This window comes from Hydrogenophaga sp. (assembly GCF_018780075.1).
In the GTDB taxonomy this organism is placed as follows: domain Bacteria; phylum Pseudomonadota; class Gammaproteobacteria; order Burkholderiales; family Burkholderiaceae_C; genus Hydrogenophaga.
The window spans coordinates 1-24,523 of sequence record NZ_JADMKB010000026.1; the positions used below are offsets into that span (position 1 = coordinate 1).

21 protein-coding genes and 1 pseudogene are annotated in these 24,523 nt (G+C 64.8%); 13 read left to right on the top strand and 9 right to left on the bottom strand.

Features of this window, described 5'->3' with window-relative positions:
- Window positions 1–464: 464 nt before the first annotated feature.
- From IV088_RS05850 to IV088_RS05900, 11 genes and pseudogenes are all read left to right on the top strand, one after another.
- Entirely contained in the window at window positions 465–1,472 is a 1,008-nt protein-coding gene (locus tag IV088_RS05850; RefSeq protein WP_291099021.1) for a thiamine pyrophosphate-dependent dehydrogenase E1 component subunit alpha, read from the top strand.
- Between the two features lie 36 nt (window positions 1,473–1,508).
- Window positions 1,509–2,546, top strand: coding sequence for an alpha-ketoacid dehydrogenase subunit beta (locus tag IV088_RS05855; protein WP_291099023.1), 1,038 nt, complete (start codon window positions 1,509–1,511; stop codon window positions 2,544–2,546).
- The gene (locus IV088_RS05860; RefSeq protein WP_291099026.1) at window positions 2,543–2,794 is read left to right on the top strand and encodes a lipoyl domain-containing protein; all 252 of its coding nucleotides are present in this window, start codon (window positions 2,543–2,545) and stop codon (window positions 2,792–2,794) included. The genes IV088_RS05855 and IV088_RS05860 overlap by 4 nt, the downstream gene beginning before the upstream one ends.
- A complete protein-coding gene (locus IV088_RS05865; RefSeq protein WP_291099028.1) occupies window positions 2,791–3,495 on the top strand; it encodes a dihydrolipoamide acetyltransferase family protein in 705 nt (234 codons plus the stop codon). Before IV088_RS05860 ends, IV088_RS05865 begins: the two co-directional genes overlap by 4 nt.
- 8 nt (window positions 3,496–3,503) lie before the next feature.
- Window positions 3,504–4,211: a ligase gene (locus IV088_RS05870; RefSeq protein WP_291099030.1), complete on the top strand. Its 708-nt coding sequence runs from the start codon at window positions 3,504–3,506 to the stop codon at window positions 4,209–4,211.
- 80 nt (window positions 4,212–4,291) lie between these two features.
- Window positions 4,292–4,870, top strand: a complete 579-nt coding sequence (locus tag IV088_RS05875; RefSeq protein WP_291099033.1) for a gluconate 2-dehydrogenase subunit 3 family protein — start codon at window positions 4,292–4,294, stop codon at window positions 4,868–4,870.
- 28 nt (window positions 4,871–4,898) lie between these two features.
- Window positions 4,899–6,479 carry a GMC family oxidoreductase gene (locus IV088_RS05880; RefSeq protein WP_291099035.1) on the top strand — a complete coding sequence of 527 codons (1,581 nt, stop codon included), beginning with the start codon at window positions 4,899–4,901 and terminating at the stop codon, window positions 6,477–6,479.
- A gap of 13 nt (window positions 6,480–6,492) precedes the next feature.
- Complete coding sequence (locus tag IV088_RS05885) at window positions 6,493–7,341, top strand: alpha/beta fold hydrolase (RefSeq protein ID WP_291099038.1); 849 nt, start codon at window positions 6,493–6,495, stop codon at window positions 7,339–7,341.
- Between the two features lie 141 nt (window positions 7,342–7,482).
- Window positions 7,483–9,432, top strand: coding sequence for a sigma-54-dependent Fis family transcriptional regulator (locus IV088_RS05890; RefSeq protein WP_291099041.1), 1,950 nt, complete (start codon window positions 7,483–7,485; stop codon window positions 9,430–9,432).
- 101 nt (window positions 9,433–9,533) lie between these two features.
- Window positions 9,534–9,948: pseudogene (locus IV088_RS05895) on the top strand (helix-turn-helix domain-containing protein); the annotation flags it as partial.
- Between the two features lie 204 nt (window positions 9,949–10,152).
- Entirely contained in the window at window positions 10,153–10,992 is an 840-nt protein-coding gene (locus tag IV088_RS05900; protein ID WP_291099044.1) for a pirin family protein, read from the top strand.
- Between the two features lie 79 nt (window positions 10,993–11,071).
- On the opposite strand, the gene IV088_RS05905 is transcribed toward IV088_RS05900, so the two are convergent.
- The 9 genes from IV088_RS05905 to IV088_RS05945 all read right to left on the bottom strand — a co-directional run bounded on the left by IV088_RS05905 (window position 11,072) and on the right by IV088_RS05945 (window position 22,087).
- Entirely contained in the window at window positions 11,072–12,070 is a 999-nt protein-coding gene (locus tag IV088_RS05905) for a tripartite tricarboxylate transporter substrate binding protein (RefSeq protein WP_291099048.1), read from the bottom strand.
- Window positions 12,071–12,151: 81 nt separating this feature from the next.
- A complete protein-coding gene (locus IV088_RS05910; RefSeq protein WP_291099051.1) occupies window positions 12,152–12,745 on the bottom strand; it encodes a malonic semialdehyde reductase in 594 nt (197 codons plus the stop codon).
- Window positions 12,746–12,790: 45 nt separating this feature from the next.
- On the bottom strand, window positions 12,791–13,684 hold the full coding sequence (locus tag IV088_RS05915; RefSeq protein WP_291099054.1) for an acetoacetate decarboxylase family protein: 894 nt from the start codon (window positions 13,682–13,684) through the stop codon (window positions 12,791–12,793).
- A gap of 34 nt (window positions 13,685–13,718) precedes the next feature.
- Window positions 13,719–15,173, bottom strand: a complete 1,455-nt coding sequence (locus tag IV088_RS05920) for an aldehyde dehydrogenase (protein ID WP_291099057.1) — start codon at window positions 15,171–15,173, stop codon at window positions 13,719–13,721.
- Between the two features lie 49 nt (window positions 15,174–15,222).
- A complete protein-coding gene (locus tag IV088_RS05925) occupies window positions 15,223–16,203 on the bottom strand; it encodes a tripartite tricarboxylate transporter substrate binding protein (protein WP_291099059.1) in 981 nt (326 codons plus the stop codon).
- A 70-nt stretch (window positions 16,204–16,273) separates the two neighbouring features.
- Window positions 16,274–17,131 (bottom strand): 4Fe-4S dicluster domain-containing protein, encoded by an 858-nt coding sequence (locus IV088_RS05930; RefSeq protein ID WP_291099062.1) that lies wholly within the window; start codon window positions 17,129–17,131, stop codon window positions 16,274–16,276.
- A gap of 83 nt (window positions 17,132–17,214) precedes the next feature.
- Window positions 17,215–20,190: a molybdopterin-dependent oxidoreductase gene (locus tag IV088_RS05935; RefSeq protein ID WP_291099065.1), complete on the bottom strand. Its 2,976-nt coding sequence runs from the start codon at window positions 20,188–20,190 to the stop codon at window positions 17,215–17,217.
- 25 nt (window positions 20,191–20,215) lie between these two features.
- Window positions 20,216–21,115, bottom strand: a complete 900-nt coding sequence (locus IV088_RS05940) for a fumarylacetoacetate hydrolase family protein (protein WP_291099068.1) — start codon at window positions 21,113–21,115, stop codon at window positions 20,216–20,218.
- A gap of 39 nt (window positions 21,116–21,154) precedes the next feature.
- The gene (locus tag IV088_RS05945) at window positions 21,155–22,087 is read right to left on the bottom strand and encodes a VOC family protein (protein WP_291099071.1); all 933 of its coding nucleotides are present in this window, start codon (window positions 22,085–22,087) and stop codon (window positions 21,155–21,157) included.
- A gap of 297 nt (window positions 22,088–22,384) precedes the next feature.
- Between IV088_RS05945 and IV088_RS05950 the strand changes: the two genes are divergently transcribed.
- Both IV088_RS05950 and IV088_RS05955 read left to right on the top strand, forming a co-directional pair.
- Window positions 22,385–23,104 carry an FCD domain-containing protein gene (locus IV088_RS05950; RefSeq protein ID WP_291099074.1) on the top strand — a complete coding sequence of 240 codons (720 nt, stop codon included), beginning with the start codon at window positions 22,385–22,387 and terminating at the stop codon, window positions 23,102–23,104.
- 196 nt (window positions 23,105–23,300) lie between these two features.
- Window positions 23,301–24,491: an MFS transporter gene (locus IV088_RS05955; RefSeq protein WP_291099077.1), complete on the top strand. Its 1,191-nt coding sequence runs from the start codon at window positions 23,301–23,303 to the stop codon at window positions 24,489–24,491.
- Window positions 24,492–24,523 lie beyond the last annotated feature (32 nt).

Here is a 24,523-nt window from a genome sequence, read left to right on the forward strand (position 1 = left end):
GGCACGATCTTGATCGGGATGCGCGAAGTCTTGGCCTGGCTCTTCTGTTTGGCAGCGGGATCGTAGGTCGGTGTGACGGGTGTGCTCATGGGATGGGCCAGTGGGTGACGAAGGGAATGTTGCATCGGCAAGTTCCATGCCGCCGCTCACCAGGCCGGAACACCATCCACCGGTGCGACACGTGTCGCCCGCTCATCGGTTGATGCGACACCTGTCGCATGGCAGATGTCGCATCCATGGCCGCCTGACGGACCGGCACACCGCCTTGTGGGGCCACGAAACGCCCTCCGACGGGCTTCTGACACGGTTTTTCAAGGGTATTCCCGAAGGTTTTCAGTGGATCCAGGTTTTGGCATGGGCTTTGCGCAAAGAAAGCGGCGAGACGCACACGAGGTGCAGATCGACACCGGCCCGGCGACTTCTTCGCCAGGGCGTGACCCGTAGCCAGTCAAGGAGACACCACCATGAACCCTTCCGTAGAGCACCAGCTCTGGATGTACGAAAAGATGATCGAGATTCGGGAGTACGAAGAGACGATGGCCCGCATCTATCTCGAAGGCAAGTTACCCCCTCACATTCAAAAAGGCCTCGCCTTCGACATCGGCGCGGGCCCCGTGCCCGGCGAGATGCACCTGGCCGCGGGACAGGAGCCTGTGGCGGTGGGCGTGTGTGCCCACCTGCACGATGACGACACGGTGGTGGGCGCGCACCGGCCGCACCACTTCGCGATCGCCAAGGGCGTCCCACTCAAGCCCATGACCGCCGAGATGTTCGGCAAGGACACCGGGCTCGGCCGCGGCAAGGGTGGCCACATGCACCTGTTCGATCCGATCCACAAGTTCAGCTGCAGCGGCATCATCGGCGCGAGCATGCCCCCGGCCTGCGGGGCGGCCCTGGCGGCCAAGAAGCGCGGCAAGAACTGGGTGGCCGTCGCCTTCTTCGGCGAAGGGGCCACCAACCAGGGCGCCTTCCACGAGTCCATGAACCTGGCGGCGCTCTGGAAGCTGCCGGTGCTCTTCGTCTGCGAGGACAACAAGTACGCCATCTCGGTGGAGAAGTCCGAATCCACCTCGGTGGCCTGGAACGCAGACCGCGCCGCCGCCTACGGGATGCCGGGTGTGCTGGTCGACCAGAACGATGCGGTGGCGGTGTACGAGGCGGCCGGTGTCGCCATCGAACGCGCCCGGCGCGGTGAGGGACCGACCTTGCTGGAGGTCAAGACCGATCGTTACCTGGGCCACTTCCAGGGCGACCCGGAGACCTACCGCCCCAAAGGCGAAGTGGAAGCCCTGCGCCGCAACGACCCCATCCCCCGACTGCACGATCAGCTGCGGCGCGCGGGCCTGATCGACGACGGCACGGACCAGGCGATACGTGCCCGCGTCAGCGCCCGGGTCACCGAGGCCTACGAGTACGGCCGCACCAGCCCCTATCCCCAACCTGAAGACGCTTTGTTGCACGTCTTCAACTGAATGCCGCACGCATCAGAACCCCCAGGAGATGAACACATGAAAACACGGAAATTGACGATGGCGCAGGCCATCTCGGAGGCCATCGGCCAGGAAATGGAGCGCGACGCGGAGGTCTTCGTCATGGGCGAAGACGTGGGCAAGTACGGTGGCATCTTTGGTGCCACCGGTGGCCTGCTCGACAAGCACGGCAAGGACCGCATCATGGACACGCCGATCTCGGAGACCGCCTTCATCGGCACCGCGATCGGCGCCGCCGCCGAGGGCATGCGACCGATCGCCGAGCTGATGTTCGTCGACTTCTTTGGCGTGTGCATGGACATGATCTACAACCACATGGCCAAGAACACCTACATGGCGGGCGGCAACATCAAGCTGCCCATGGTGCTCATGTCGGCCATCGGCGGCGGCTACAACGACGCCGCGCAGCACTCCCAGTGTCTGTACGCCACTTTTGCCCACATGCCGGGCATGAAGGTGGTGGTGCCTTCCAACGCCTACGACGCCAAGGGCCTCATGGCCCAGGCCATCCGCGACGACAACCCGGTGGTCTTCCTGTTCCACAAGGGCATCATGGGCCTGCCCTGGATGTCCTACTTCGAGGGCAGCACCAACGAGGTGCCCGAGTCGCCTTACACCATCCCGTTTGGCGAGGCCAAGGTCGTTCGCGAAGGCAGCGACCTGACCATCGTGACCTTGAGCCAGATGGTGCAGAAATCGGTGCTGGCCGCGCAGGAGCTGGCCGACGCCGGCATCGACGCCGAAGTGATCGACCTGCGCACCATCGTGCCGCTGGACCGGGCCGCCGTGTTGCGCTCGGTCCGCAAGACGGGCCGGCTGCTGATCGCCGATGAGGACTACCTGAGTTTCGGCCTGTCGGGCGAGATCGCCGCCCTGGTGGCCGAAAACCTGGACACGGTCCAGCTCAAGGCCCCGGTCAAACGCCTGGCCGTTCCCGATGTGCCCATCCCCTACAGCCGGCCGCTGGAGCAATTCGTGATCCCCCAAGTCCACTCCATCGTTGCAGCGGCACGCCAACTGGTGGGCGCTTCCCAACTCGAAGGAACACTGGCATGAAAGACATCGTTCTCCCTCAAGACGCGTGGCAGGACGTCGAGCCCGGTACCGAGGCCCTGGTCGAGGAGTGGCTGGTGAAGGCGGGTGACACCGTCGACGCGGGCCAGGCGGTGGCCAGCGTGGTGGTGGTCAAGGCCAACCACGATGTGTTGGCACCGGCGGCCGGGGTCATTGAGCAGATCCTGGTCGCCGCCGAAGACACCTTCAAGCCCGGCCAGACGCTGGCGGTGTTGCGGGTGGCCGCATGACCTCTGCGGACGCCCTTGCGCAGGCCCCGGCGCCGGCCCTGCTCCCGCTCAAGGGGCTGCGCGGAGCCATCGCGCGCAACATGAGCGCGGGCTGGCTGGCGCCCCGTGTGGCCATGGCGGCTGAGGTGGACATGACCCGTTGCCTCGAACAGGTGGCGCGCCATGCGGTGTCTGGCGACGCCGCCAGACCCACCGTGACCGCCTGGGTGCTGCGCGCCGTGGCGCAGGCGCTGCGCCAGCACCCGGCGATGAACGCGCTGATGCGGGAGGGGGGCATCGAGCGGGTGCCGTCGATCCACCTGGGGCTGGCCGTGGCGATCCCCGAAGGGCTGTCCGTGCCGGTGATCCGGGACGCCGAAGGCAAGTCGGTCATGGCGCTGGCCGGCGAGGTCCGGGCCTTGGCCACCGGCGCCAAGGCGGGCAGCTTGCCACCGCGTGCGTACCAGGGCGGCACCTTCACGGTCACCAACCTCGGCATGACGGGCATCGACTGGTTCACGCCGATCCTGAACCCGCCCCAGGTCGGCATCATCGGCGTGAGCCGGGTGGCCCAGCGCCCGGTCGTGCGTGACGGGCAACTGGCGGTCGCTCCCATGACCACGCTGACCCTGGTGTTCGACCACCGGGCGGTGGACGGCTACCCGGCCGCCCAGTTCCTCGCCTCGGTGCGGGAACGGCTCGAATCGGCCGAAGGCCAGTGAGGCGCACCATGGCCGATCTGTCCGTCGCCGTCAGCGAGCAGCTGTGGAACGAGGCGCAACTCCAGCAACGGGTTAACGCACCAGCCTTCCGGCTGTGGCGCTATCGCCAACCGGTGGTGGTGCTCGGGTGTTCCCAGCGGCGTCTGTTGGCCGAGGTGGACTCGCACACCGGTCTGGAGGTCCTGCTGCGGGAATCGGGCGGTGGCGCGGTGTTGACCGGCCCCTGGATGCTGGGGCTGTCCGTGGCCCTGCCGCCCGACCATCCGCTGGTGAGCACCGGTCCCGTGGGCAGCTACCGGTGGCTGGGTGAAGCCATCGCTCAGACCTTGCGGGTCGGCGGCGTCCCGGCCGACGCCGTGGCGCCCCAGGACCTGCGCGCCCGGGTCACCACCGGTGCGCCGGCGGGGCCCGACTGGGCCTGTTTCGGCGGCCTCTCGCCCTGGGAAGTCCTGTCCGGTGGTCGCAAGATCGCCGGGCTGGCCCAGGTTCGGCGCGCCCACGGCGTGCTGCTGGTGGGCGGGGTGCTGCTGGATCGCTCGCCCTGGACCTTGCTGTGCGAAACGCTGGCTCGCCCGACACAGGACGCACAGCGATTGACCGACATCACCACCCACGGCCGCGCTGCGGGTGGATCCGCCTTTGACCGCGTGGTCTTCGAACAGCGCCTGGAGCGCGCGCTCCGGACGCACCTCTGCGAGGAGGTCTGTCCGGTCTGAACCTTTCCATCGGGTCCCACCTGCATGGGCATGCATCCCCATGCCCCATTTGATTCAGTGCACAACCAGAGGAGACAACCATGAGCGATTCATCGCAAAAGAACGCGACCACCATGCGCGTGATCGACAACAGCCCCCGCCTGGATCGGCGGGGCTTCCTGCGCGACAGCGGCCTGGGGGCCATCGGCGTGACGGTCGTTCCCGTCACGGCCCTGGCGGGCCGGGCCCCCTCATCGGTGGAGAAGACCTTCACCCATCTGGGCGCTGCGGCCGGCCACACGCTGCTGCGCATGGCCCGGGACATCTTTCCCCATGACAAGGTGCCCGACAGGTTCTACCTGCAGGCCGTGGCCTCGCACGACATGGCTGCGGGGAAGGATGCGTCGTTGAAAAAGCGGCTGGTCTCGGGCCTCTCGGACCTCGACGTCCGTGCCCGTGCCCGCTTCGGCAAGCCCTACGCAGAAGTGCCCTCCGAGGCCGAGCGTGTGGAACTGCTCAAGGCGATCGAGGCGACACCGTTCTTCAAGGCGATCCAGGGCGGTCTGGTGACCGGTCTCTACAACAACAAAGACATCTGGCCCCTGTTCGGCTACGAAGGCTCGTCCTGGCAAAAGGGCGGCTACCAGAACCGCGGCTTCGACGACATCGACTGGCTCTGAAAACGCCCCACCACAGGAGACAAACACCATGGCACAACAGGCGAAATTTGCACTCCATGACGACAGCGTCGTCGTGATCGTGGGGTCCGGCGCAGGGGGCGGCACCCTGGCCAACGAACTGGCGCAGCGCGGCGTGAAATGTGTGCTGCTCGAAGCCGGGAAGCACTACACCCAGGACGACTTCGAGAACGACGAATGGGCGATGTTCAACAAGATTTCCTGGCTGGACAAGCGCATCTCGGCCGGTGGCTGGCACCACACGCAGACCTATCCCAACCTGCCGGCCTGGATCGTCAAGGGCGTGGGTGGCTCCACCGTGCACTGGTCGGGCGTGGCCCTGCGCTTCCAGGCCCACGACTTCCGCACCCGGACGACCTATGGCGAGATCAGCGGCGCCAACGTGCTGGACTGGCCCATCACGCTCAAGGAGCTGGAGCCCTACTACGACCTGGCCGAGAAGAAGATGGGTGTGGCCGGGAGCAAGGCCAGCGGCCTGCCGCCCATGCCCCCCAACAACCACTACAAGGTGATCGAGGCGGGCGCCCGGAAGATGGGCTACCAGCAGATCATCCGGCCGACGGCCTCCAACCCGGTTCCCTACGACGGCCGGCCGGGCTGCATGCAGATCGGCTTTTGCATGCAGGGCTGCAAGATCGGCGCGAAGTGGTCCACGCTCTATACCGAGGTGCCCCGCGCGCAGGAAACCGGCCGGGTGGAGTTGCGTTCCCAATGCATGGTGCTGCAGATCCAGCACGACAAGTCGGGCAAGGCCAACGGCGTGCTCTACGTCGATGGCCAGGGCCGCAGGCAACTGCAGAAAGCCCGGGTCGTGTGCGTGGCGGGCAACTCGATCGAATCGCCACGGCTGCTGCTGAACTCGGCATCCAGCCTGTTCCCCAACGGCCTGGCCAACTCGTCCGGACAGGTCGGCCGCAACTACATGAACCACGCCACCGCGGCGGCGGTCTCCATCCACCGCAAGCCGGTCTACATGTACCGGGGTTTTGACATTGCTGCGGTGATTGCCGACGAGGTGGCGCTCAACACCAACCGGGGATTCGTGGGCGGCTACTACCTGGAAGGCCTAGCCCTGCACCTGCCATACACCGCGGCGTTCATGCGGCCCGGTGGCTGGGGGCGCGACTTCACCTCGGCCATCGACCAGTACGACCACATGAGCTGCGTGTGGGTCTGCGGCGAAGACCTGGCCCGGGAGCAGAACAGCATCACCCTGCACGGTACCGAAAAGGACCAGTACGGCCTGCCTGTGCCCATCGTGACCAAGACCTACCACGAGAACGACGAGAAGATCGCCGCGCACGGTCTGGTGCAGTGGCGCAAGGTGTCCGAAGCCGTGGGGGCCACGCGTGTCATCGACATGCCCGCCTATCCCGCCAGCCACAACCTGGGCACCAACCGCATGAGCGCCAACGCCCGCGATGGCGTGGTGAACCGCTGGGGCCAGGCGCACGATGTCAAGAACCTGTTCATCTCGGACGGCAGCCAGTTCACCTCCAGTTCGGCCGCCAACCCGACGCTGACCATCGTGGCCCTTGCCATCCGGCAGGCCGAGTACATCGCCGGTGCCATGCAGCGGCGGGAGCTTTGAGCGCCCGCCTTCCATGGGAGACGGACCGGTGAACCTGGCCTGGCGCTCCTGCGGCACGGCGTCATCGGGGCGGTCGCCCGTGGTGCTGCTGCACGGCCTGTTTGGCAGTGCCGCGCAATGGCACCACATGGCGCGGCCCTTGTCGGCACAACGGCAGGTGATCACGGTCGATTGGCCCAACCATGGCCACTCGCCCCATGTGGACCGGATGGACTACCCGCTGATGGCCGAGGGCCTGCGGCGTGTGTTCGACGATCTGGGCATCGACCGTGCGCACCTCGTCGGCCACAGCATGGGCGGAAAAGCCGGCATGGTGTTCGCACGCCTGTTTGCGTCAAGGGTGGCCAGCCTGGCGGTGCTGGACATCGCGCCGGTCACCTACGCCGACCGCTACATGCCCCTGGTGTATGCCGCCCTGCGCATGAACCTGGGCCAGATCCAGCGGCGGGAGGACGCCGACACCCAACTGGCACGCCATGTGTCCTCGGGCAGATTGCGTGCCATGCTGCTGCAGAACCTCAGTCGCAGCGAAACAGGCTGGGCCTGGCGCAACCACTGGGCAGGCATCGCCGCTTCCATGAAAGACCTGCTGGCCTTTCCGGCAGCCCTGTGCCGTGACCCGTCGACCATGCCTACGCTGTTTGTCCGCGGTTCAGCGTCCGACTACCTGACCGAGGCCCATCGACCATTGGTCAATGCCTTGTTTCCCGCGGCCCAGCATGACGAAATATCGGGTGCGGGGCACTGGATCCATGCCGATCAACCCGCTGCACTGCTGTGTTTGCTGCAGGCGTGGCTCCACGAGCCGGTCATCCCAAGGCACGTTCAATGTTACTTGCGCTCGCTGGACAACCCCTGCTGAAATTGCCCCTTTCCTGGCCTTCGGACCTATCATTGAGCGTGCAGAGACCCATGGTGTCGCGATGCCGCAGCGACAGCGCTTGTGGGTCTCGCCACACAGAGAAAGATGCGCCCGCCTCGATGCGGGCGCCAGGAGACAAACATGGCATTCAGCAGCCACCGGGGTGCACCCGGCCAAGAAGCCGCCTCGGACATGCCTTGGCGCGCCGATGACGTGATCGAACGCTCAAGGCAGCGGTCGATGGATGTGTACCGGCTGGATCCGGGGCGCGGTGATCCGCCGCGCATCCTCACCGCGACCGCCCTGCAAGACCATCGCGTGCCGATGGAGGACCTGCTGGACGTCGCCCGCAGCGGCATGGAGTCGCTCTTCTTGCAAATCCGCGACGCCGGCTATGTGGTCTTGCTCACAGATGCCCACGGCGTCGCCGTTGACTTCATCAACAACCCACTGCTGGACCGCGAGCTGCGACATGCCGGCCTGTACCTCGGCAGTTGCTGGTCCGAGGACCAGGAAGGCACCTGCGCCGTGGCGCTGGCGAACCTGGAGCAACGGTCCATCACGGTTCACCACGAAGAACATTTCCGAGCGCCCAACCGGGCCCTGACCTGCAGCGCCGCGCCCGTGTTGGGGGCCGATGGTCGGGTGATCGCGGTACTGGATGCATCCGCCCTGTACTCGCCGGACGACAAGCGCAGCCAGCACCTGGTGTTGCAGATGGTCAAGTCGACCGCTCGCATGGTCGAGAACGCCCAGTTTTTCAGGCAGTTCGACCGGCATATGGTGTTGCGTCTGGCTGGACGGCGCGAGTTCCTTGAAGTGGCCACAGAAGGTCTGATCGCACTGGATGAGGGCGGCCGGATCGTTGCTGCCAACCAGGCCTTTCTGCAATCCGTTGGGCGCACCCCGGCCGCGTTGTCTGGTGCCCATGTCGAGGACATCTTTGACGTGCGGTTGGAGCGATTGTTCAACGCTGCACAAACCCACCCAGAGTCCCTTGCGCTGCGTCTGCTGCATTCGGGCGAGCAATGTTTTGCCCTGGTGCGCGGTCCACGCCAGTTCACGCCGGTGAGCACGCTTCAGCGTCCGATGGCGCGAACCCAAAATGACAAGGCACTCCGTGAACTGGCAGGGAACGACGCCAACATGGCGCGCAATGTCCAGCAGGCCCTTCGTGTGGTGGACAAAGGTTTGGCCATCTTGCTCCAGGGGGAATCCGGCTCCGGCAAAGAGGCCTTTGCCAAGGCGATTCACGAGGCGAGTGCCCGGCGATCCCAAGCCTTTGTCGCCGTGAATTGCGCCGCCATTCCGGACACGTTGATCGAAAGCGAACTCTTTGGCTACAAGGACGGCGCGTTCACCGGTGCACGCAGCAAGGGGGCACGGGGCAAAATTCAGCAGGCCCACAGCGGCACGCTGTTTCTGGACGAAATCGGGGACATGCCTTTGGCGATGCAGACCCGCTTGCTGCGCGTGCTGTCCGAGCGAGAGGTCACGCCGCTGGGTTCGGAAACCCCGGTGCCCGTGGACATTCAGATCGTCTGCGCCACGCACAGGGACCTCAACGATCTGGTCTCCCACGGACAGTTCCGCCTGGATCTGTTTTACCGCCTCAATGGCGTCACGCTCGTGCTGCCCTCGTTGCATGCGCGCACAGACAAGAAAAACCTGATCCGCGAGTTTCTGCAGGAGGAAGGCCGGGTGCTCTATGCCCGTGCCGGTACGGCTTCCCCCCATGCGTTGACCGCACTTCAGACCTACCACTGGCCAGGGAACATCCGTCAACTGAAGAACACACTCCGCGCCGCCCTGGCTTTGAGCGGTGGAGAGCCCATCGAACTGGAACACCTCCCGGTCAATATCCAGGGGGCCATGCGAGCCAGTTTGCCCCCACCCCGCATGTCATCTATTGACATACCCATGTCACCTGTTGATGCCGCCGCTCATTCGGACCGGGATGTTTTGGTGCGGGTGCTGTGGGAGCACCAATGGAACATCACCGATGCGGCACGCAGCCTTGGCACGTGCCGAGCGACTGTCTACCGCCGCATGCAAAGGTTGGACATCGTCAGCCCGAACAGACAGGTTTGATACAGATCTCAAATCCGGTACGGTTGTTCTGGAAGTAGCACGGGCGTTCCATGGCGGAGTCTGTGAAACCTAACTTGTACATGACCAACGGCACGACACCCACAACCATCGCCGAGCGCCTGGCACTGACCAAGGCCACTGTGGGCAAGTGGCGCACGCGATTCATCGAACGACGCATCGCTGGCCTGTACGACGATGTGCGCCCGGGCAAGCCGCGCACGATGGACGACGAGCGCGTGGTGCAGCTGATCAAGACCACGCTGTTCGCGGCCCTGAACGTGATCAACGGCGCGGTGCTGGCCGCGCTGGCACATGCACTTCATCCCGACCTACAGCTCCTGGCTCAATCAGGTCGAGCGCTTCTTCGGGCTGATCACCGACAAGGCCATTCGGCGCGGTTCGTTCACCAGCGTCAAACAACCCGTGCAACGCATCGACCACTTCGTCACCGCTCACAACGAAAACGGCCAGCTGTTCAGGTGGACCGCCACTGCGGATCAGCTGACGAGTTTGTAAAGGCCTTACTGCACTGAGACCAGACGCCACATTGTTTTGCGCGAGCAGCTGGGCAAACGGCCGCCGTGGCATCGAAGGCTAGCACCGTGAGCGTCGGTAGTCACAAAAGGTCTCGGCTTCGGATGTGACCTTCTGACCAGGTGGGTACTTGCACGACATGGCTACCATCGACCGCGCTCAACCCCACCGCAGCTTCTGTCACCCATGCAAGTCCTCCACGCACACGCCCCCACACCCGTCATGCAGCGCGCGCCCACACAGAGCGCTCGCCTGCTCATCGCGCCCGAGCGGTTCGAAGCGCACTCGCCCTTCTTGCTGATGGCCGAGGATTGGTTCGCACCGCCGGCGGGGTTCCCCACCCATCCACACCGAGGCATGGAAACCGTGACCCTGGTGCTGGAAGGCGAGGTGCAACACACCGATCACACGGGCGCAAGCGGCACGCTGAGAGCGGGTGACGCGCAGTTCATGACCGCCGGCCACGGTGTGATGCACAGTGAAATGCCAGGACCCGACGGTGTTCACCTGCTCCAGCTGTGGTTGAACCTTCCGGCACGGCTCAAACACGTCAGCGCGCGCTACACCGACCTGCGGCTCAACGACGTGCCGGTGCACGAAGCGCCGGGCTTGCGGGCACGGGTCTATGCGGGGCAGTGGGGCGATGCCACGCAGGCGCATGGCAGCACCTGGCCCCTGAGCTTGTTCGACATCGACATCGCGGCCGGGACCGACGTGGAGGTGCCCGTGCCTGAAGGCGAGCGCGCCTTTGCCGTGTTGTTGGCTGGCGCCGTCACATTGGCGGGCACGGAGATGCAGGCACCGAAGGTGGCATGGATGGACAGCGGATCAGCCCCGTCGCGAGGCCAGCATCCGTCAGCCAACGCGTCGTTCACGCTGCACGCGATCCAGACGTCGCGGCTCCTGGTCTACGCCAGCCCCGTGATCGATGAGCCGGTGGTCGCGCACGGCCCTTTTGTGATGAACACCCGAGCCGAAATCGAAGCGGCTTATGCCGATCTGCGAAGCGGTCGCCTGACCGGTTGACGGCCGCGCTCAGCGCAGCAATCGGTCAGGCCCGCCGTGGGACCGGCAGCGAGCATGCGCACCCGTGTGGTCCGCAGCGTCAGGAACCCGTTGGCGTGGCCTTGGCGATCGCCTGATAGCGAGCGATGTCATGCTGGTACAGGGTGTCCAGCTCGGCAAGGTTCATGGGTGCCGCGAGGTCGGTGCCGGTTGAACGCGCCCACTCCCGGAACTCGGGGTCACGGCTCACTTCATAGAACACCTGGTTCAGGCGCAGCTGCACGGCCTCGGGGGTGGCACGCGGCACATGCATGCCGCCCCACACGTCGTAGTTGAAGCCTTCAAACACCCGACTGGCCGCCGCCATCGGCTTCAGTGTGGGATACAGCGGGTACGGCGCTGCGGAGGTGATGCCGAGCGAGCGCAGTTTGCCCTGTTCGATGAGTGCCATGGTGCTGCCGTTGACGGGAATGAACGCCACGTCGAGCTGGCCGCCCAGCAAGTCCTGCACCATCGGCGGCACACCCTTGAAGGGCACATGCAGCACGGGAACCCCGCTCACCTTCTCGAACTGCACACCCATCAGGTGTATGAGCGAACCCGGCCCGATGTTGCCCACGGTCAGCGGATTGCCTCCGGGCTTGTTTTTCAACGCCACCACGTCGGCGAGGCTCGACTGGGGCAGGTTCGCACGCGCGACCAGGATGTACGGCACGCGCCCGAACAGGCCGACCATGCGGAAATCGGAGGGTGCGTAACGCACCGACGGAATCGTCAGCGGGCTGAGGATCAGCTCGGTGGGTGTTCCCATCAGGATCGTGTGCCCGTCGGCGGGCTGTGAGAACACCCGTCCCACGCCGAGGGTGCCGCCAGCACCGGCGATGTTCTCGATCACCACGGTCTGGCCGAGGGCCTTGGTCAGCAGGGGCTGCAGCTTGCGCGAAAGGGCGTCCGTCGGGTTGCCCGCCGGCCAGGGAACCACCAGCGTGATCACTCGAGTGGGCCAACTCTGGGCCCGCGCCGGCCAGGCGGCCGCCAAAGGGAGGGCGGCCATCGCCTGCACCAGGCGGCGGCGGGTGGGTTGTTCGGTGTTGCTCATTTCGATGTCTCCTTGTCGGTCACGATCTCGTTGAATTTCACACACTGTTCCCCCGGCGCCAGGGCTCGGCCTCTCGGCCGCTCAGGCCAAGACCACGCTGTCCTCGAATGCCAGGCGCGGCCCGCGCGGGCGGTTGCCCGACGCATCACCCCAGCCGAGATTGATCAGGAAGTTGGCCTTCCAGCGACCATCGGGAAAGAAGGCATCGTTCACCGCGGCGGGGTTGAAACCGCTCATGGGGCCGGTGGCCAGGCCCAGCGCGCGGGCAGCCATGATCAGGTAGGCGCCTTGAAGGGCGCTGTTGCGGGACGCGGTTTCCGCGCACAGTCCCGCGTTGTTGGCAAACATGTCGCGCGCGCCGGGCATGGCGGGAAACTGCGTGGGCATGTGATCGTAGAAAGCGGTGTCCTGGGCGACGATGGCCACCACGGGCGCCGCCATCGTCTTCTCGACGTTGTTGGGCATCAGGGCGGGTTTGAGCTTTTCTTTGCCCTCGGCGCTGCGCACGAACACCAGCCGACCGGGCTGCGTGTTCATGGAGGTCGGGCCCCACTTGTACAGGTCGTACAGCTGTTTCAGCAGGTCATCGCCGACCGGCTCGGACGTGAATTTGTTGAAGGTGCGCGCTGCCAGGAACATCTGGTCCAGGGCGGTTGAATCAAGGGAGTGGGTCATGCTGTGGTGTCTTTCGGTGATGGAGGTTTGAGCTTCAAGGCCGACTTACGCGGGCTCGACCACGCGGTGGCCGTTGGTCGCCACGGCATTGCCCGGCGCCGAAAATTCGACCATCTCGGCGCTCACGTACTCCAGGATCTCCAGGTCGGCCATGCCGTTGACCACGTGGCAGGTCGTGGGCAACTGCTCGAACGTGGCGCGGTGCCACTTCACCGAACCGCCCTTGGCCTTCCACTTTTTGAAAGCCGCGTTCTCGAATTTGATGGGCGACGTTCCACTCACTGCGCCTGCCAAGGGTTGCGAGGTGGTGACGTACGTGACATCCGCGCCCCCGGAACCGAACGGGCCGGTGCGTGGCATGTACTTGTAGTGGATCGGACCACCCGGCGCACCGAGCAGATTCATGCTGTCCACGTCCGTCTTTTCAATGCCGTGCATCTCCATCTCGAAGAACTTGAAGTCGAGCCAGGAGGCCTGGCCACTCAAGGAGCCGCTGTCGGGGTTCAGACGCACATCCGGGATGTCGGCGAACAGCTTGGGGAAACCCAGTTCTTCCCGGCCGGTCATGATGGCATCAGGCCGCCCTTCCCAGATCGACAGGCAGAGACCACCCTGAATGGTCTCGTGCTTGCCGGTGAAGATCACCGGCACTTCAGCGTTGACCAGACCGTAGCCCCGCCCTGCCAGCCAGTAGAGGTCGCGGAAGAACCCGAGCGTGACATGCACCAGCGGATCGCCATTGAGGGCAAAGCCTGGTGGCAACAAGGCTTCGAGCTTGTCCCGATGGGTGCGGTAGGCGATGGTCGCCCACTGCACGTTGGCGGTGCCGGATTCGTCGGCGTTCCAGGGTGTGCCATCGTGCTTCTGGCGGGGACCCGGGGCGGGACCAAACACCACGGGCATGCGATAGCGAACGCTGGGCTTGAAAATGAAACTCATGGTGCAACGGGTTGAAGGTGGATGGACAACAGATTCAGAAGGGGTAGTGACGCGGCGTGGTTTGCACCGTGACCCAGCGCAGCTCGGTGAACTCGTTCACACCGGCGCGGCCGCCAAAACGACCGAAGCCGCTGGACTTGACGCCGCCGAAAGGCATCTGCGCTTCGTCGTGCACCGTCGATGCGTTGACATGGCAAATGCCCGACTCGATGCGTCCCGCCACCTGCAGCGCGCGCGCCACATCGCGGCCGATGACGGCCGCCGACAGGCCGAACTCGTTGTCGTTGGCGCAGGCGATGGCTTCCTCGATGCCGTTCACGCGCACGATCGGCTTGACCGGCCCGAACGACTCGTCACGGTAGATGTTCATCGCGGGCGTCACGTGGTCCAGCAGCGTGGCAGGCATCAGGGTGCTGTCTGCCTTGCCGCCGCACAGCAGCTTCGCGCCCTTGGCCACGGCATCGTCGATCAGCGCGTTGCAACGCACCACCGTGCTGCGGTCGACCACGGAGCCCAGCACCACCGGGTCCTTGCCGCGCGGGTCACCCAGCGGCAACCCGCTGGCCTTCGCCACCAGGCGTGCCACGAATTCATCGGCGATCTTCTCGTCGACGATGATGCGTTCGGTCGACATGCAGATCTGGCCGGAGTTCATGAACGAACCGAACGCGGCAGCGTCCACCGCCACGTCGAGATCAGCGTCGTCCAGCACCACCAGAGGCGCTTTGCCGCCGAGTTCCAGCACAGCGGGCTTGAGGTGTTTGGCGCAGCTGGCGGCGATGATGCGCCCGACCCGGGTGGAGCCCGTGAAGTTGACGCGACGCACGGCCGGGTGCGCAATCATGGCCTCCACCACCGCCGGTGCATCGGCCGGCGCATTGGTCACGAAGTTCACCACGCCCGGCGGGAAGCCGGCTTCCTGCAGCGATTCGATGATGAGCTGGTGCGTGCGCGGGCACAGCTCCGACGCCTTGAGCACCACGGTGTTGCCGCAAGCGAGTGGCGTGGCAATGGCCCGAACGGCCAGGATCACCGGCGCGTTCCAGGGCGCCATGCCGAGCACCACGCCCGCGGGCTGTCGCACGCCCATCGACAGACTGCCCGGCACGTCGGAGGGGATGACTTCGCCGGTGATCTGCGTGGTGAGCGAGGCCGCCTCCAGCAAGATGCCCGCCGCCAGGTGGACGTTGAAACCGGCCCACAGACCGGTGGCGCCGGTTTCCTGGCACACCGCGTCAACGAACTGAGGGGCCTTGGATTCCAGCACTTGTGCGGCTTTCAACAGCAGCTGACGGCGCGCGCCCGGCCCTTGCTGGGACCACTCCTTGAACGCGGCGGCGGCGGCTTCCACGGCCGCAATGGCATCGGCCGGCGTCGCGGCGGCAGCGCGCGAGACCACCTCCTCGGACAATGGGTTGCGACGCTCGAAGGTGGCGCCGTTCGAAGCCGGAACGTTTTTTCCGGCGATCAGCAGATCGACATTGAACATGGTTGTTTCCTGGTTGATGGACGGGTTGTGTGCGACCGAAGGCAATCGGTCACTGGGGTTCGAGCTTCACGGCTTGAGCCAGGCGGCGGTAGCGTTCGGTCTGCTCGGTGAGGAAGCGGTCGGCTTCGGCCAGCGTGACGGGGCTGCCGGCCACCGAACCGCTGGCCTCGATCTGGGTGCGGAATTCGGCGTCTTTCTGCGCCTCCTTCACGGCATCGTTCAGGCGCTGGGCCACGTCGAGCGGTACGGTGCGCGGCACGAACATCCCGCCCCAGATCTCGTACGTGAAATCTTTCAGGGCAATGGCCTGGGTCATGGTGGGCAACTCGGGCAGGCGCGCCAGGCGCTGCTCATCGCAGACGGCATACGCGCGCAACTTGCCCGACGACACCAGATCGACCAGGTTGCCGGCCGACGGCAGGAAGGCCACGTCCACCATGCCACCCATGAGGTCTTGCACTGCGGGCGCCATGCCTTTGTAGGGCACGTGCGTCATGCGCAGCTTCAGGCTGGCGGCAAAGTCCTCGCCGACCAGGTGGTAAAGCGACCCTGGGCCGATGCTGCCGAAGGTGAGCTCGCGGGCGCCCGGCTTGCGCGCCTCTGCGACCAGTTCCTGCAGCGTCTTCGCCTTGATGTGAGGTCCCGCGACCATCATCAAGGGACCGCGCGAGGCCAGGCCGAGCAGACGCAGCTGTTCGGGTTTGTGCTTCACCGCCGCCAGCGCCAGCGGCGCCAGGATCACGTCGCTGGGCGTGCCCATCATGAAGTGGTGACCGTCGGCAGGCGCGTTGAGCAGCTTCTGGATGCCGATGCCACCGCTCGCACCGGCGACGTTCTCCACAATGATGGTCTGGCCCAGCGTCTTGCGCAGCACAGGCAGCATCAGGCGAGCGTTCACGTCGGCCGGTCCACCGGCGGGATAGGGAACGATCAGCGTGAGCGGTTTGGACGGAAAGCTCTGGGCGCGCACACCGGAGGCAACCAGGGCGGTTGCGGAAAGGACGGCGCGGCGGCTCAATGAAAATTTCAAGGCAGGTCTCCTTCAATGTGGATCAATCTTGGGTCGAACGGCACAGCACCGTCTGACATGCAGGCGCTGATCACGCGCTCGTCGCGCTCAGCGGCAAGTCGTCCAGCACCACGCTGCTCGCCTCGATGCTGGCCGAGCGCGTGGTCACGCCATGATCAGGATGCGAGATGCGCACGAGGTACGAACCGCTGTGCCGCGGCAAGGCATCGAACTTGAAGTCACCGAACGCATCGGTGACCGCACCGGCGACCTTGGCGCCGGCCCGCAGCAACGCCACCTCGGCGCCGTCCAGGCACTCGACCCGGCCGTCCACCGTGGCCGTCACGCTGCCGGCGATGAAACAGTGGTCGGAGCGGTGCAGGTTCTTGTAATAGACGCGAGGCTTCGTCCCGATTTCGGGCGCGAGCGTTCTCAGCCCCTCGGCTTTCACGCGCTGCGCCATGGCGTCGTCGCTGAGCTTCACCGCTTCCATCGCCTGCGTGGGGCAGACACCGACACAGCGCGGTGCTGCCGCCCCGGTGTCCAGCAGGTGCGCATCGAAGAACCAGCTTTGCGGCAACTGCAGCGGCTCGTTCCAGACGATGGCGCCATAGGGGCAGGCGTCGACCAGGTCGCGCCGGCCCTGCGCCTTGATCGGGTCGATGATGACGATGCCGTCGTCGCGCTTCTTGACCGCCCCATCAGCGCCCGCCTTCACGCACGGCGCGTCATCGCAGTGGTTGCACATCTTCGGCACATAGGCCGCATCCACCATGTGCGCCGCGCCGCGCACCGTGCGCTCGATGTGGATCACGCCGCGTCCCTGCGTGGCGTGCGGGGCTGAATAGCCCGGGAAGTCATTCCCCACCAGTTCGTCCTTGGCGGCGAGCACGCAGTTGTTGCAGTTCTCGCAACCGGCCACGTCAATGATCAGATTCCATTTGTTCATGTCAGTTTCGCCAGGCCATTCCGATGACACTGACGCGCCCCCTCGGGAGCAGCGAACACAGTGAGTGCGGGGGTTGTTTCATGTCAGGCCACCTTGCGCACACGGGCCGCGTGCGTCCATTTCTCCACCTGCACCAGACACGAGTTCGGCGACATGCTGCTGGTGCCTTTCATCTGGGTGCGCGACGGCGTCAGCGTGTTCATGCACCCGCCCAGGTCCACCCACTCGCCGTCGATTTCCACCGGCTCGAACTCGGCACTCGATTCGAAGGATTTGACGACGCCCGACGCGACCATGGGTGACACGTCGACAGCGCAGATCACGGCACCGCGGTCGTTGAACACCTTGACCAGGTCGTGGTGGGCGATGCCACGGGCTTGCGCATCCTGCACGCCCATCCTGAGCAACCAGTAGTAGTGGCCGTCGATGTTGACCCGGTGGTCTTCGATGTCGTTGGTGAAGCTGTTCTTGCCGTCCACGTTGGTGTGGAAGCTGTAGCGCGAGTGCGTGGCGATCATCTGCAGGGGGAAGCGCTCGGCCAGTGCGGTCGTTTGACGCCCTTCCCACGACGGGATGTAGCGGTTGACCACCGGGCGCTCGGCGTTGTTCGGATCGGACCGCTTGAGGGTTTCGGGCATGAACTCGAACTTGCCGCTCGGCGTCTGCAGGCCTTTGCCGAAATCGCCAGCCCATTGCGACGGCAAGGGCTGGGCTTCCGCAATGTCCTTCATCCGCCCCTCGGCGAACCAGCGGAAGACCACCGGTGCGCGGGTCGCCTCGGGCTCCGGCGGGACCACGTAGTAGCCTTTCTTGCAGAACGCTTTCCAGGAGATGCGCTTGGCGACGTCCGACGAGTTGAACACCCGCTTGACCCAGTCCAGCTCGCTGCAGCCTTCGGTGAAGATCGCGCCCAGGCCCAGGCGGGTGAGGATGTCGGTGAAGATCTGGTAGTCGGACTTCGACTCGCCGAGCGGCTCGATGCACTTGTGCTGCAGCGCAATGACGCGGTGGTTGACGCCATCGAAACCGTGCTGCAGGTAGCCGCCGCCCGAACCCCATTCGCCGATGTCGTAGCGCTCGAAGTTCGTGCAGGCCGGCAGGATGATGTCGGCGAACTGCGCTTCACCCTCCATCCAGATCGACTGGTTGACCACGCACTCGATGCTCTCGTGGCGGTAGGCCTCCACCAGGCGGTTCGACTCGGTCAGCGTGCTGAACGCCGAGCCACCGTACTTGTAGATCATGTGGATGCGCGGGTAACCCGGCATCGGGTAGGTGTAGGGCTGGAACTGGATCTCGGTGGCAATGCCGTCCCACAAATAGCCTGTGGCCTTGCCTTCGATGATGGCCTCGGGGAACTGCTGGCGCGGCACCAGCTGGCGCACCGGGTTCATCGAGATCACATGCGGCATCTTCTGGTAGTTGTTGACCGAGTTGCCGTTCCACTGCAGCTCGCCCGAGATCCCGCCGTCGGCATAGCCGGGGAAGTAGAACTCGTAGTCCACCGGCGCACCCGCCTGCAGGTTGCCCATGTTGACGCCGGGCTTGCCCAGGCCCTGCATGGCCATCATCATGACCATGCAGCGGGCCCACTGGGCGCCGCCCGCGCCGCGGCAGGCACCCCCGAAGCCGCCGCCATTGGCGCCGGCCGCGAGGTAGGTCTTCTTCTTGGCCCACTGGCGGGCCAGTGCACGCACCACCCGGGCCGGCACACCGGTCTCGGACTCTTGCCACTCTGGCGTCTTGGGCACGCCGTCGTCCTGGCCGAGCAAGTGGTCGCGCCACTCGTCGAACCCCGTGGTGCGCAAAGCGACATAGTCTTTGTCGTACAGACCTTCGACCACCCACACCTGCATGATGGCCTGAGCCAGCGCCGCATCGGTCTGCGGCCTGATCGGAATCCAGCGGCCACCCAGGAGCTGAGCTGTGGGGTTGTAGTGCGGGTCGATGTGGACGAACTCGATGCCCAGCTCCTTGGCCCAGAGGCGACGCTGCGTGCCCTCGAAGCCCATGTAGGCACCGTTGGTGCTCTCCGGGTCGCTCGACCAGAACACCATCAACTCACTTTCCTTGAGACAGTCCTCCACCGTGCCGTAGGCCCCTGCGATGCCCACCCGCTGGCTCTGCCCCCAGTGGTGCATCGCCCCCCAGTACCAGCCTTCCCAGCTGTCCGGGTTGGCGGCCATGCGGGTGAAGCCGATCTGGTTGCCAAAGCGCATCAGCGCGCTGAGGTAATAGCCGACGTTGCCCCACTGGTGGTGCGACGACATCGGGATGACCATCGATCCTTGACCATATGTCGCCTTCTGGCGTTTGATCTCGCCGGCCACCATGTCCAGCGCTTCGTCCCAGCTGATGCGCTCGTAGCCGCTCTTGCCACGGTTCTGTGGGTTGCGCTCCCCGTGGGGGTCGAAGTCGACCCGCTTCATCGGGTAGAGGATGCGCTTGTCGGAGTAGATCGCCGACTTCATGGCCATCGCGTGCGGCGCGATGGTCGCCTGGCGGCGTGGTGTGAAGCTGCGGCCGCGCGCACGGATCGTCCAGCTCGCCGCGTCGGTCTCGTCGAGGTCGATCGGCGTCATGCGAACGATCTTGCCGTCCTTCACATGCACGAACAGCGGCCCGCCGTTGGTCAGCATCGTGAAACGGATGCAACCGTCGGGCATGGGCGTGCCCATCTGCAGGCCGGAGGTCTGCGAGAAGTTGAGCAGTTGCATGAACCAGACCACCAGCGGGTCCGGCCCCATGACCATGACCTTGAAGTTCTTGGCCGCATGCACGACTTCGCCCATGTCGGGGTCGGGCTTCATCATCAGCAGCGCCGTGTCCACATCCTTGAAGACCATGTTCACGTGCGGGCGCGGGTGAACACCGACCACCGACTTCACCTTGCCAGCGGCGATGATGAAGTGGCGCGCGATGCTGCCGTCTTTGAGCCCGATCTGGGCAACGATGTCGTGCTGCTTGAGACGCGCCCGAAAGGCAGGCCGCGTGCCCGCGACCCGGTTGAGCATGGGACCCAGGGCAAAGAGAATGCTCCGGAGGATCGTGCGTTTCATACGGGCCTGAATGCGAGCGTGGCGATCACAACGCGGCAGCGTCGGGGGCGTGGTCTTCGACGGGCTCTTCGATGACGCGGTTTTCGATGTGGCCCAGCTGGTCGATCTCGACCTTGACCACATCACCGGGCTGCAGGAACTTGCCCAGGGCGATGCCCACATTGGCGCAGGTGCCGGTGGCGATCAGGTCACCCGGCTCCAGCGTCATCACCTGGGACAGGTGGTGGATCTGCTGCCAGATGTTGTAGATCATCTTGCCGGTGTTCTGCTCCTGGCGCAGTTCACCGTTGACCCACAGACGCATCATGAGATCGTGCGGGTCGTCGATTTCGTCGTGCGTGGTGATCCAGGGGCCGATCGGGCCGTGTGTGTCGAAGGACTTGCCCAGCGTGAAGGTCGGGCTGGCGAACTGCCAGTCGCGTGCCGTGAGGTCGTTGGCGACAAAGTAGCCCGCCACCACGCTGCGCGCGTCGGCTTCAGACACGTATCGGCAGCGCTTGCCGATCACCACACCCATCTCGGCCTCGTAGTCCATCTTGTCGGACACGCGCGGCTTGTAGACCGGCGCATAGGGCCCCGTGATGCAACTGACCTGCTTGTTGAACCACAGCTGGTTCTTGGGGATCGCGATACCGGCACGTGCTGCTTCGTCGGCATGGTCCTGGTAGTTCATGCCGATGGCCATGTACTTCTGGGCGCCTGCGATGGGGGCTTCGAGCTTCACATCGGAGAGCGCATGGCCCGCACCGGCCGGCTGCACTGCCAGGGCGGCGTTGATCCGTTGGCGCAGCGCTGCGCCGGCGCTGAGCACCTCGATGATGGTGGACGGCGCGTCGGGCAGGAGCTGTGACAGCTCGATCACACGGCCATTGCGAACGAGGCCGATGGTGGTGCGGTCTTCCAGGGAAATGCGAGCCAGTTTCATGGGTTCTCTCTGAGTAGGGAATAGACGACGGATGCCGCTTCAGGCGAAGAATTCGGGGTTCAGGGGCGGCGCCCACTGGCGCAGCTCCTCGTTGCTGATGTGATCGTTGCCGACCGGTGTGTCGTCGTTCACGAGGTCGCCGTCGGTCCAGTGTTCGACCTTGTGGCCAAACGGATCACGCCAGTAATCAAAGAGCTGGCTGCCCTGGATGTGGCGGCCGACGCCCCAGGAATGCTTCCACTCCTTGGTCTTGAGGAATTCGCTGCCTTGCACCACGTCGTCCAGGTCCAGCACCTCGAACGCGGTGTGGTCGAAACGGTTGGTGCCGTCGGGTGAGGCGATCACGGCCAGCGTGTGGTGGTCCGTCCATTGCGAGCCGAGCCCGCAATGCATGAAGGCGGCGATCTTGTTGTCGGGGTGACCGGCGTGGTAGGTGTCGGAGGGGCGGAAGCCCAGCACGCGCGTGTAGAAGTCCAGCGCTTTCGGAAAGTCCGTCACGAGCAGCGCGGCGTGACCCAGGCGCATCACCGTGGAAGGCTGCGGCTTCAGGCGCACCACCTTGCCGAAACGCGCGCGGCCCGTGGCCGGGTTCACCAGCAGCGGCTCGCGGTGCGGGAGCTCGGGCAGGGTCGCCTGGCCGTGGATCACGTCCACGAGGAAGCCCATCGGGTCCCGGAAACGCACGCGCTTGCCACCGCCGGGTTCGGGGTTGTCCTCCACCTGACTGCCCACTTCAGGTGCGAGCTGGTGAAGATCGGCCTCGCTCTGGGCGTGCAAGCCGAAACCCAGGGTCACGTTCGTCTCTCCCAGCTCGGTGATGTGGCAGTGGTGCGCCGGTCCACTGGAACGGAGGTACAGCGCCTGGTCGGTGCGTGCGATGCGATAGAGCCCGAAGTCCGACATGAACGTCTCCATCAGGCCCAGGTCGGTCGCCTGGTAGCGAACGAAGGCAATGTCTTTCACGGAAATCATGCGGGCTTCCTTTTCATGGGCATGGGGGTTCTTGCATCGACAGGCTGCGCCGAGACGGTGAAGGGAAAGAGACCGTGCGTGAGCGAATGCAGCGACATCAACGCGACCGGCAAGACCGCAGCGGCCATCTGCACGGATGCATATGCTAAACCTGACTTCATCGATAATTTATAGGGAAAACCATTATCTTTTATTACTGTTTTTATCGATAATATCTCACAAGAAGGATGTAGCAGCATTTGGACGACGATCTTGGGGTGATACTTGCCAAACTTCCTTCATCCCTTCAGGACAACCATGGTCATTCAAGAGATCGACAACCGCAGCCTGACCTCTCGCGCCTTCGAGCAGCTGCGCACGGACATCATTGGCGCAGCCCTCAAGCCCAACGAGCGTTTGCGCATCCAGGCCTTGAGCGAACGCTACGGCGTTGGGGCCACTGCCATACGGGAGGCGTTGTCGCGCCTGGTGCCGGAAGGTCTGGTGGTGGTCGAAGATCAGCGGGGATTCTGTGTCGCCCCCATGTCACGTGCAGAGCTGCTGGACATGAACCGCACCCGAATCGACGTCGAAGGCCTTGCCGCACGGTATGCAATAGAGCGCGGAGACATCCAATGGGAGTCCGATCTCATCAGCGCCTTTCACCGTCTCTCGAGAACGCCCCCGCCGGCGGACAAAGCCCAGCAACCGGTGTGGGCAGAGGCTCATCGGCAATTCCATGTGGCCCTGCTCGCAGGATGCGGCTCTCCCTCCCTGATCCGCCTCTGTGCGCTGCTGTACGACCAGTTCGAGCGCTACCGCAACTTCGCCAACGTGCAGCGTGAATCCTCTGGACGCAACGTGGCAGCAGAACACAAAGCGCTGCTGGATGCAGCGCTCTCCCGAGATGCCGACAACCTGAAACAACTGCTGACCAGCCATTTCAACCACACCACCGAGATCATCCAGAACGCCGACTTCAACGAACTGGGCGCCAATGGCCGTCCGGCGGTTGCGCGTGTGGCGCCCCGGGTGTGACGCATCTCGTGCGGGTCATGACACGTGTTCACTGCCTTGATCGCCCGCACCCAACGGGACACATCCATCGACACGTCTCCTTGCGGAAATTGGCTGCCTCTGTTCTTACTTGCCGTGACGCTTTTGTTCACGGTCACGGTTTCGCTCAAACCCGAGACCCTGGCAAACCATCCCCCAGCCACAACCCGGAGACACCATGGAACATTCGTCCTCACCCCATCCCACCAATACGCTGCGCGGCCGCGCAGTGCTGTCTGTCGCGCATGTCGCCGGCATGGTTGACATGGCAGCGCTGCCCATCTGGGTAGGCACGCTGATCTCCAAATACCAACTGAGTCCGCAACAGTCTGGTGGGCTGGTGACCATCTTTCTCGCGGCTGTGGTGCTGGCCAGTCTGGTGGGTGCCCCACTCTTTCGACGCCTGCCTGCGCGAGCAATGGCACCTTTGGGTTTTGGTCTGGCCACACTGGCGTTCATGACCCTGAGCTCGACCACCGACTACCTGATGATGGCCCTGTTGCACGCTGCAGCGGGTGTCAGTGTGGGATGGGCGCTGTGTTTCACGCACGGCACCATGGGTCGCACGTCGAACCCCCATCGCATGTTTGCCATGGCAGGTCTGGCGCTGGGCATCTTCGCCGTGATCTTCTTCGGCTTCACCCCCAAGCTGATTGAAGCCATGGGAGGCCCCATCCTGTTTCAGGTGTTTGGCGGCCTTATGCTGTTCGCGGCGGTGATCACCGCTGTGGCCTTTCCCGCGCCGCCCGCCGCCGATGCCGCAGAGTCGGCGGCGAGTCAATCAGCCGCGCGCATTCCGTCGGCTGTCTGGGGCGGCATCATCGGCATCGGTCTGATGGCCCTGATCCAGGCCATGATGTTCAGCTTCATGGAGCGTCTGGGCATGTCGCGCGGTTTCAGCGCCGACCAAGTCCAGGCCGTGCTCATTGCGGTCGGTTTCGTCAACCTGCTGCCGGCCATCGTCGCCACCTGGTTTCAAAACCGTTGGCCCGCCCACCGCGTACTCCTGGCAGGCCCTGCACTGCAGGCCGTGCTGGCCCTGATCATCACCCAGTCCACCGGCTACGCCTTCTTCGCTGCCGCCTCGAGTGTCTATGTGTTCGTGATGATCTTCACTCACATCTTCGCATTCGGTATGTTCGCGGCACAAGATCCTTCGGGCCGCGCGGTCGCAGCGACCCCGGCGATGATCATGACGGGCTCCGCCATCGGCCCGATCCTGGGTGGCGCACTGGTACAGAACCTGGGTTTTGAATGGCTGGGATACGCGATTGCGCTGCTTGCCGCCACCGCTGTCCTGGCATTCAGTCGGACACGCGCCACCGGCAGTCCCACGACCACGCAGCATGCTGTCTCGATGCCTCATTGACCATCTCACACAGGGTCCTCATCGGGCGCGAC

What these genes read in the sequence shown, in the direction of transcription:
- IV088_RS05850 (WP_291099021.1), top strand. Translation starts at nt 465, where the DNA reads ATGAACCCTTCCGTAGAGCACCAGCTCTGGATGTACGAAAAGATGATC.
- IV088_RS05890 (WP_291099041.1), top strand. Translation starts at nt 7,483, where the DNA reads ATGGCATTCAGCAGCCACCGGGGTGCACCCGGCCAAGAAGCCGCCTCG.
- IV088_RS05920 (WP_291099057.1), bottom strand. Translation starts at nt 15,173, where the DNA reads ATGTTCAATGTCGATCTGCTGATCGCCGGAAAAAACGTTCCGGCTTCG.
- IV088_RS05935 (WP_291099065.1), bottom strand. Translation starts at nt 20,190, where the DNA reads ATGAAACGCACGATCCTCCGGAGCATTCTCTTTGCCCTGGGTCCCATG.
- IV088_RS05900 (WP_291099044.1), top strand. Translation starts at nt 10,153, where the DNA reads ATGCAAGTCCTCCACGCACACGCCCCCACACCCGTCATGCAGCGCGCG.
- IV088_RS05955 (WP_291099077.1), top strand. Translation starts at nt 23,301, where the DNA reads ATGGAACATTCGTCCTCACCCCATCCCACCAATACGCTGCGCGGCCGC.
- IV088_RS05905 (WP_291099048.1), bottom strand. Translation starts at nt 12,070, where the DNA reads ATGAGCAACACCGAACAACCCACCCGCCGCCGCCTGGTGCAGGCGATG.
- IV088_RS05875 (WP_291099033.1), top strand. Translation starts at nt 4,292, where the DNA reads ATGAGCGATTCATCGCAAAAGAACGCGACCACCATGCGCGTGATCGAC.
- IV088_RS05855 (WP_291099023.1), top strand. Translation starts at nt 1,509, where the DNA reads ATGAAAACACGGAAATTGACGATGGCGCAGGCCATCTCGGAGGCCATC.
- IV088_RS05880 (WP_291099035.1), top strand. Translation starts at nt 4,899, where the DNA reads ATGGCACAACAGGCGAAATTTGCACTCCATGACGACAGCGTCGTCGTG.
- IV088_RS05860 (WP_291099026.1), top strand. Translation starts at nt 2,543, where the DNA reads ATGAAAGACATCGTTCTCCCTCAAGACGCGTGGCAGGACGTCGAGCCC.
- IV088_RS05915 (WP_291099054.1), bottom strand. Translation starts at nt 13,684, where the DNA reads ATGAGTTTCATTTTCAAGCCCAGCGTTCGCTATCGCATGCCCGTGGTG.
- IV088_RS05945 (WP_291099071.1), bottom strand. Translation starts at nt 22,087, where the DNA reads ATGATTTCCGTGAAAGACATTGCCTTCGTTCGCTACCAGGCGACCGAC.
- IV088_RS05910 (WP_291099051.1), bottom strand. Translation starts at nt 12,745, where the DNA reads ATGACCCACTCCCTTGATTCAACCGCCCTGGACCAGATGTTCCTGGCA.
- IV088_RS05940 (WP_291099068.1), bottom strand. Translation starts at nt 21,115, where the DNA reads ATGAAACTGGCTCGCATTTCCCTGGAAGACCGCACCACCATCGGCCTC.
- IV088_RS05950 (WP_291099074.1), top strand. Translation starts at nt 22,385, where the DNA reads ATGGTCATTCAAGAGATCGACAACCGCAGCCTGACCTCTCGCGCCTTC.
- IV088_RS05885 (WP_291099038.1), top strand. Translation starts at nt 6,493, where the DNA reads ATGGGAGACGGACCGGTGAACCTGGCCTGGCGCTCCTGCGGCACGGCG.
- IV088_RS05865 (WP_291099028.1), top strand. Translation starts at nt 2,791, where the DNA reads ATGACCTCTGCGGACGCCCTTGCGCAGGCCCCGGCGCCGGCCCTGCTC.
- IV088_RS05870 (WP_291099030.1), top strand. Translation starts at nt 3,504, where the DNA reads ATGGCCGATCTGTCCGTCGCCGTCAGCGAGCAGCTGTGGAACGAGGCG.
- IV088_RS05930 (WP_291099062.1), bottom strand. Translation starts at nt 17,131, where the DNA reads ATGAACAAATGGAATCTGATCATTGACGTGGCCGGTTGCGAGAACTGC.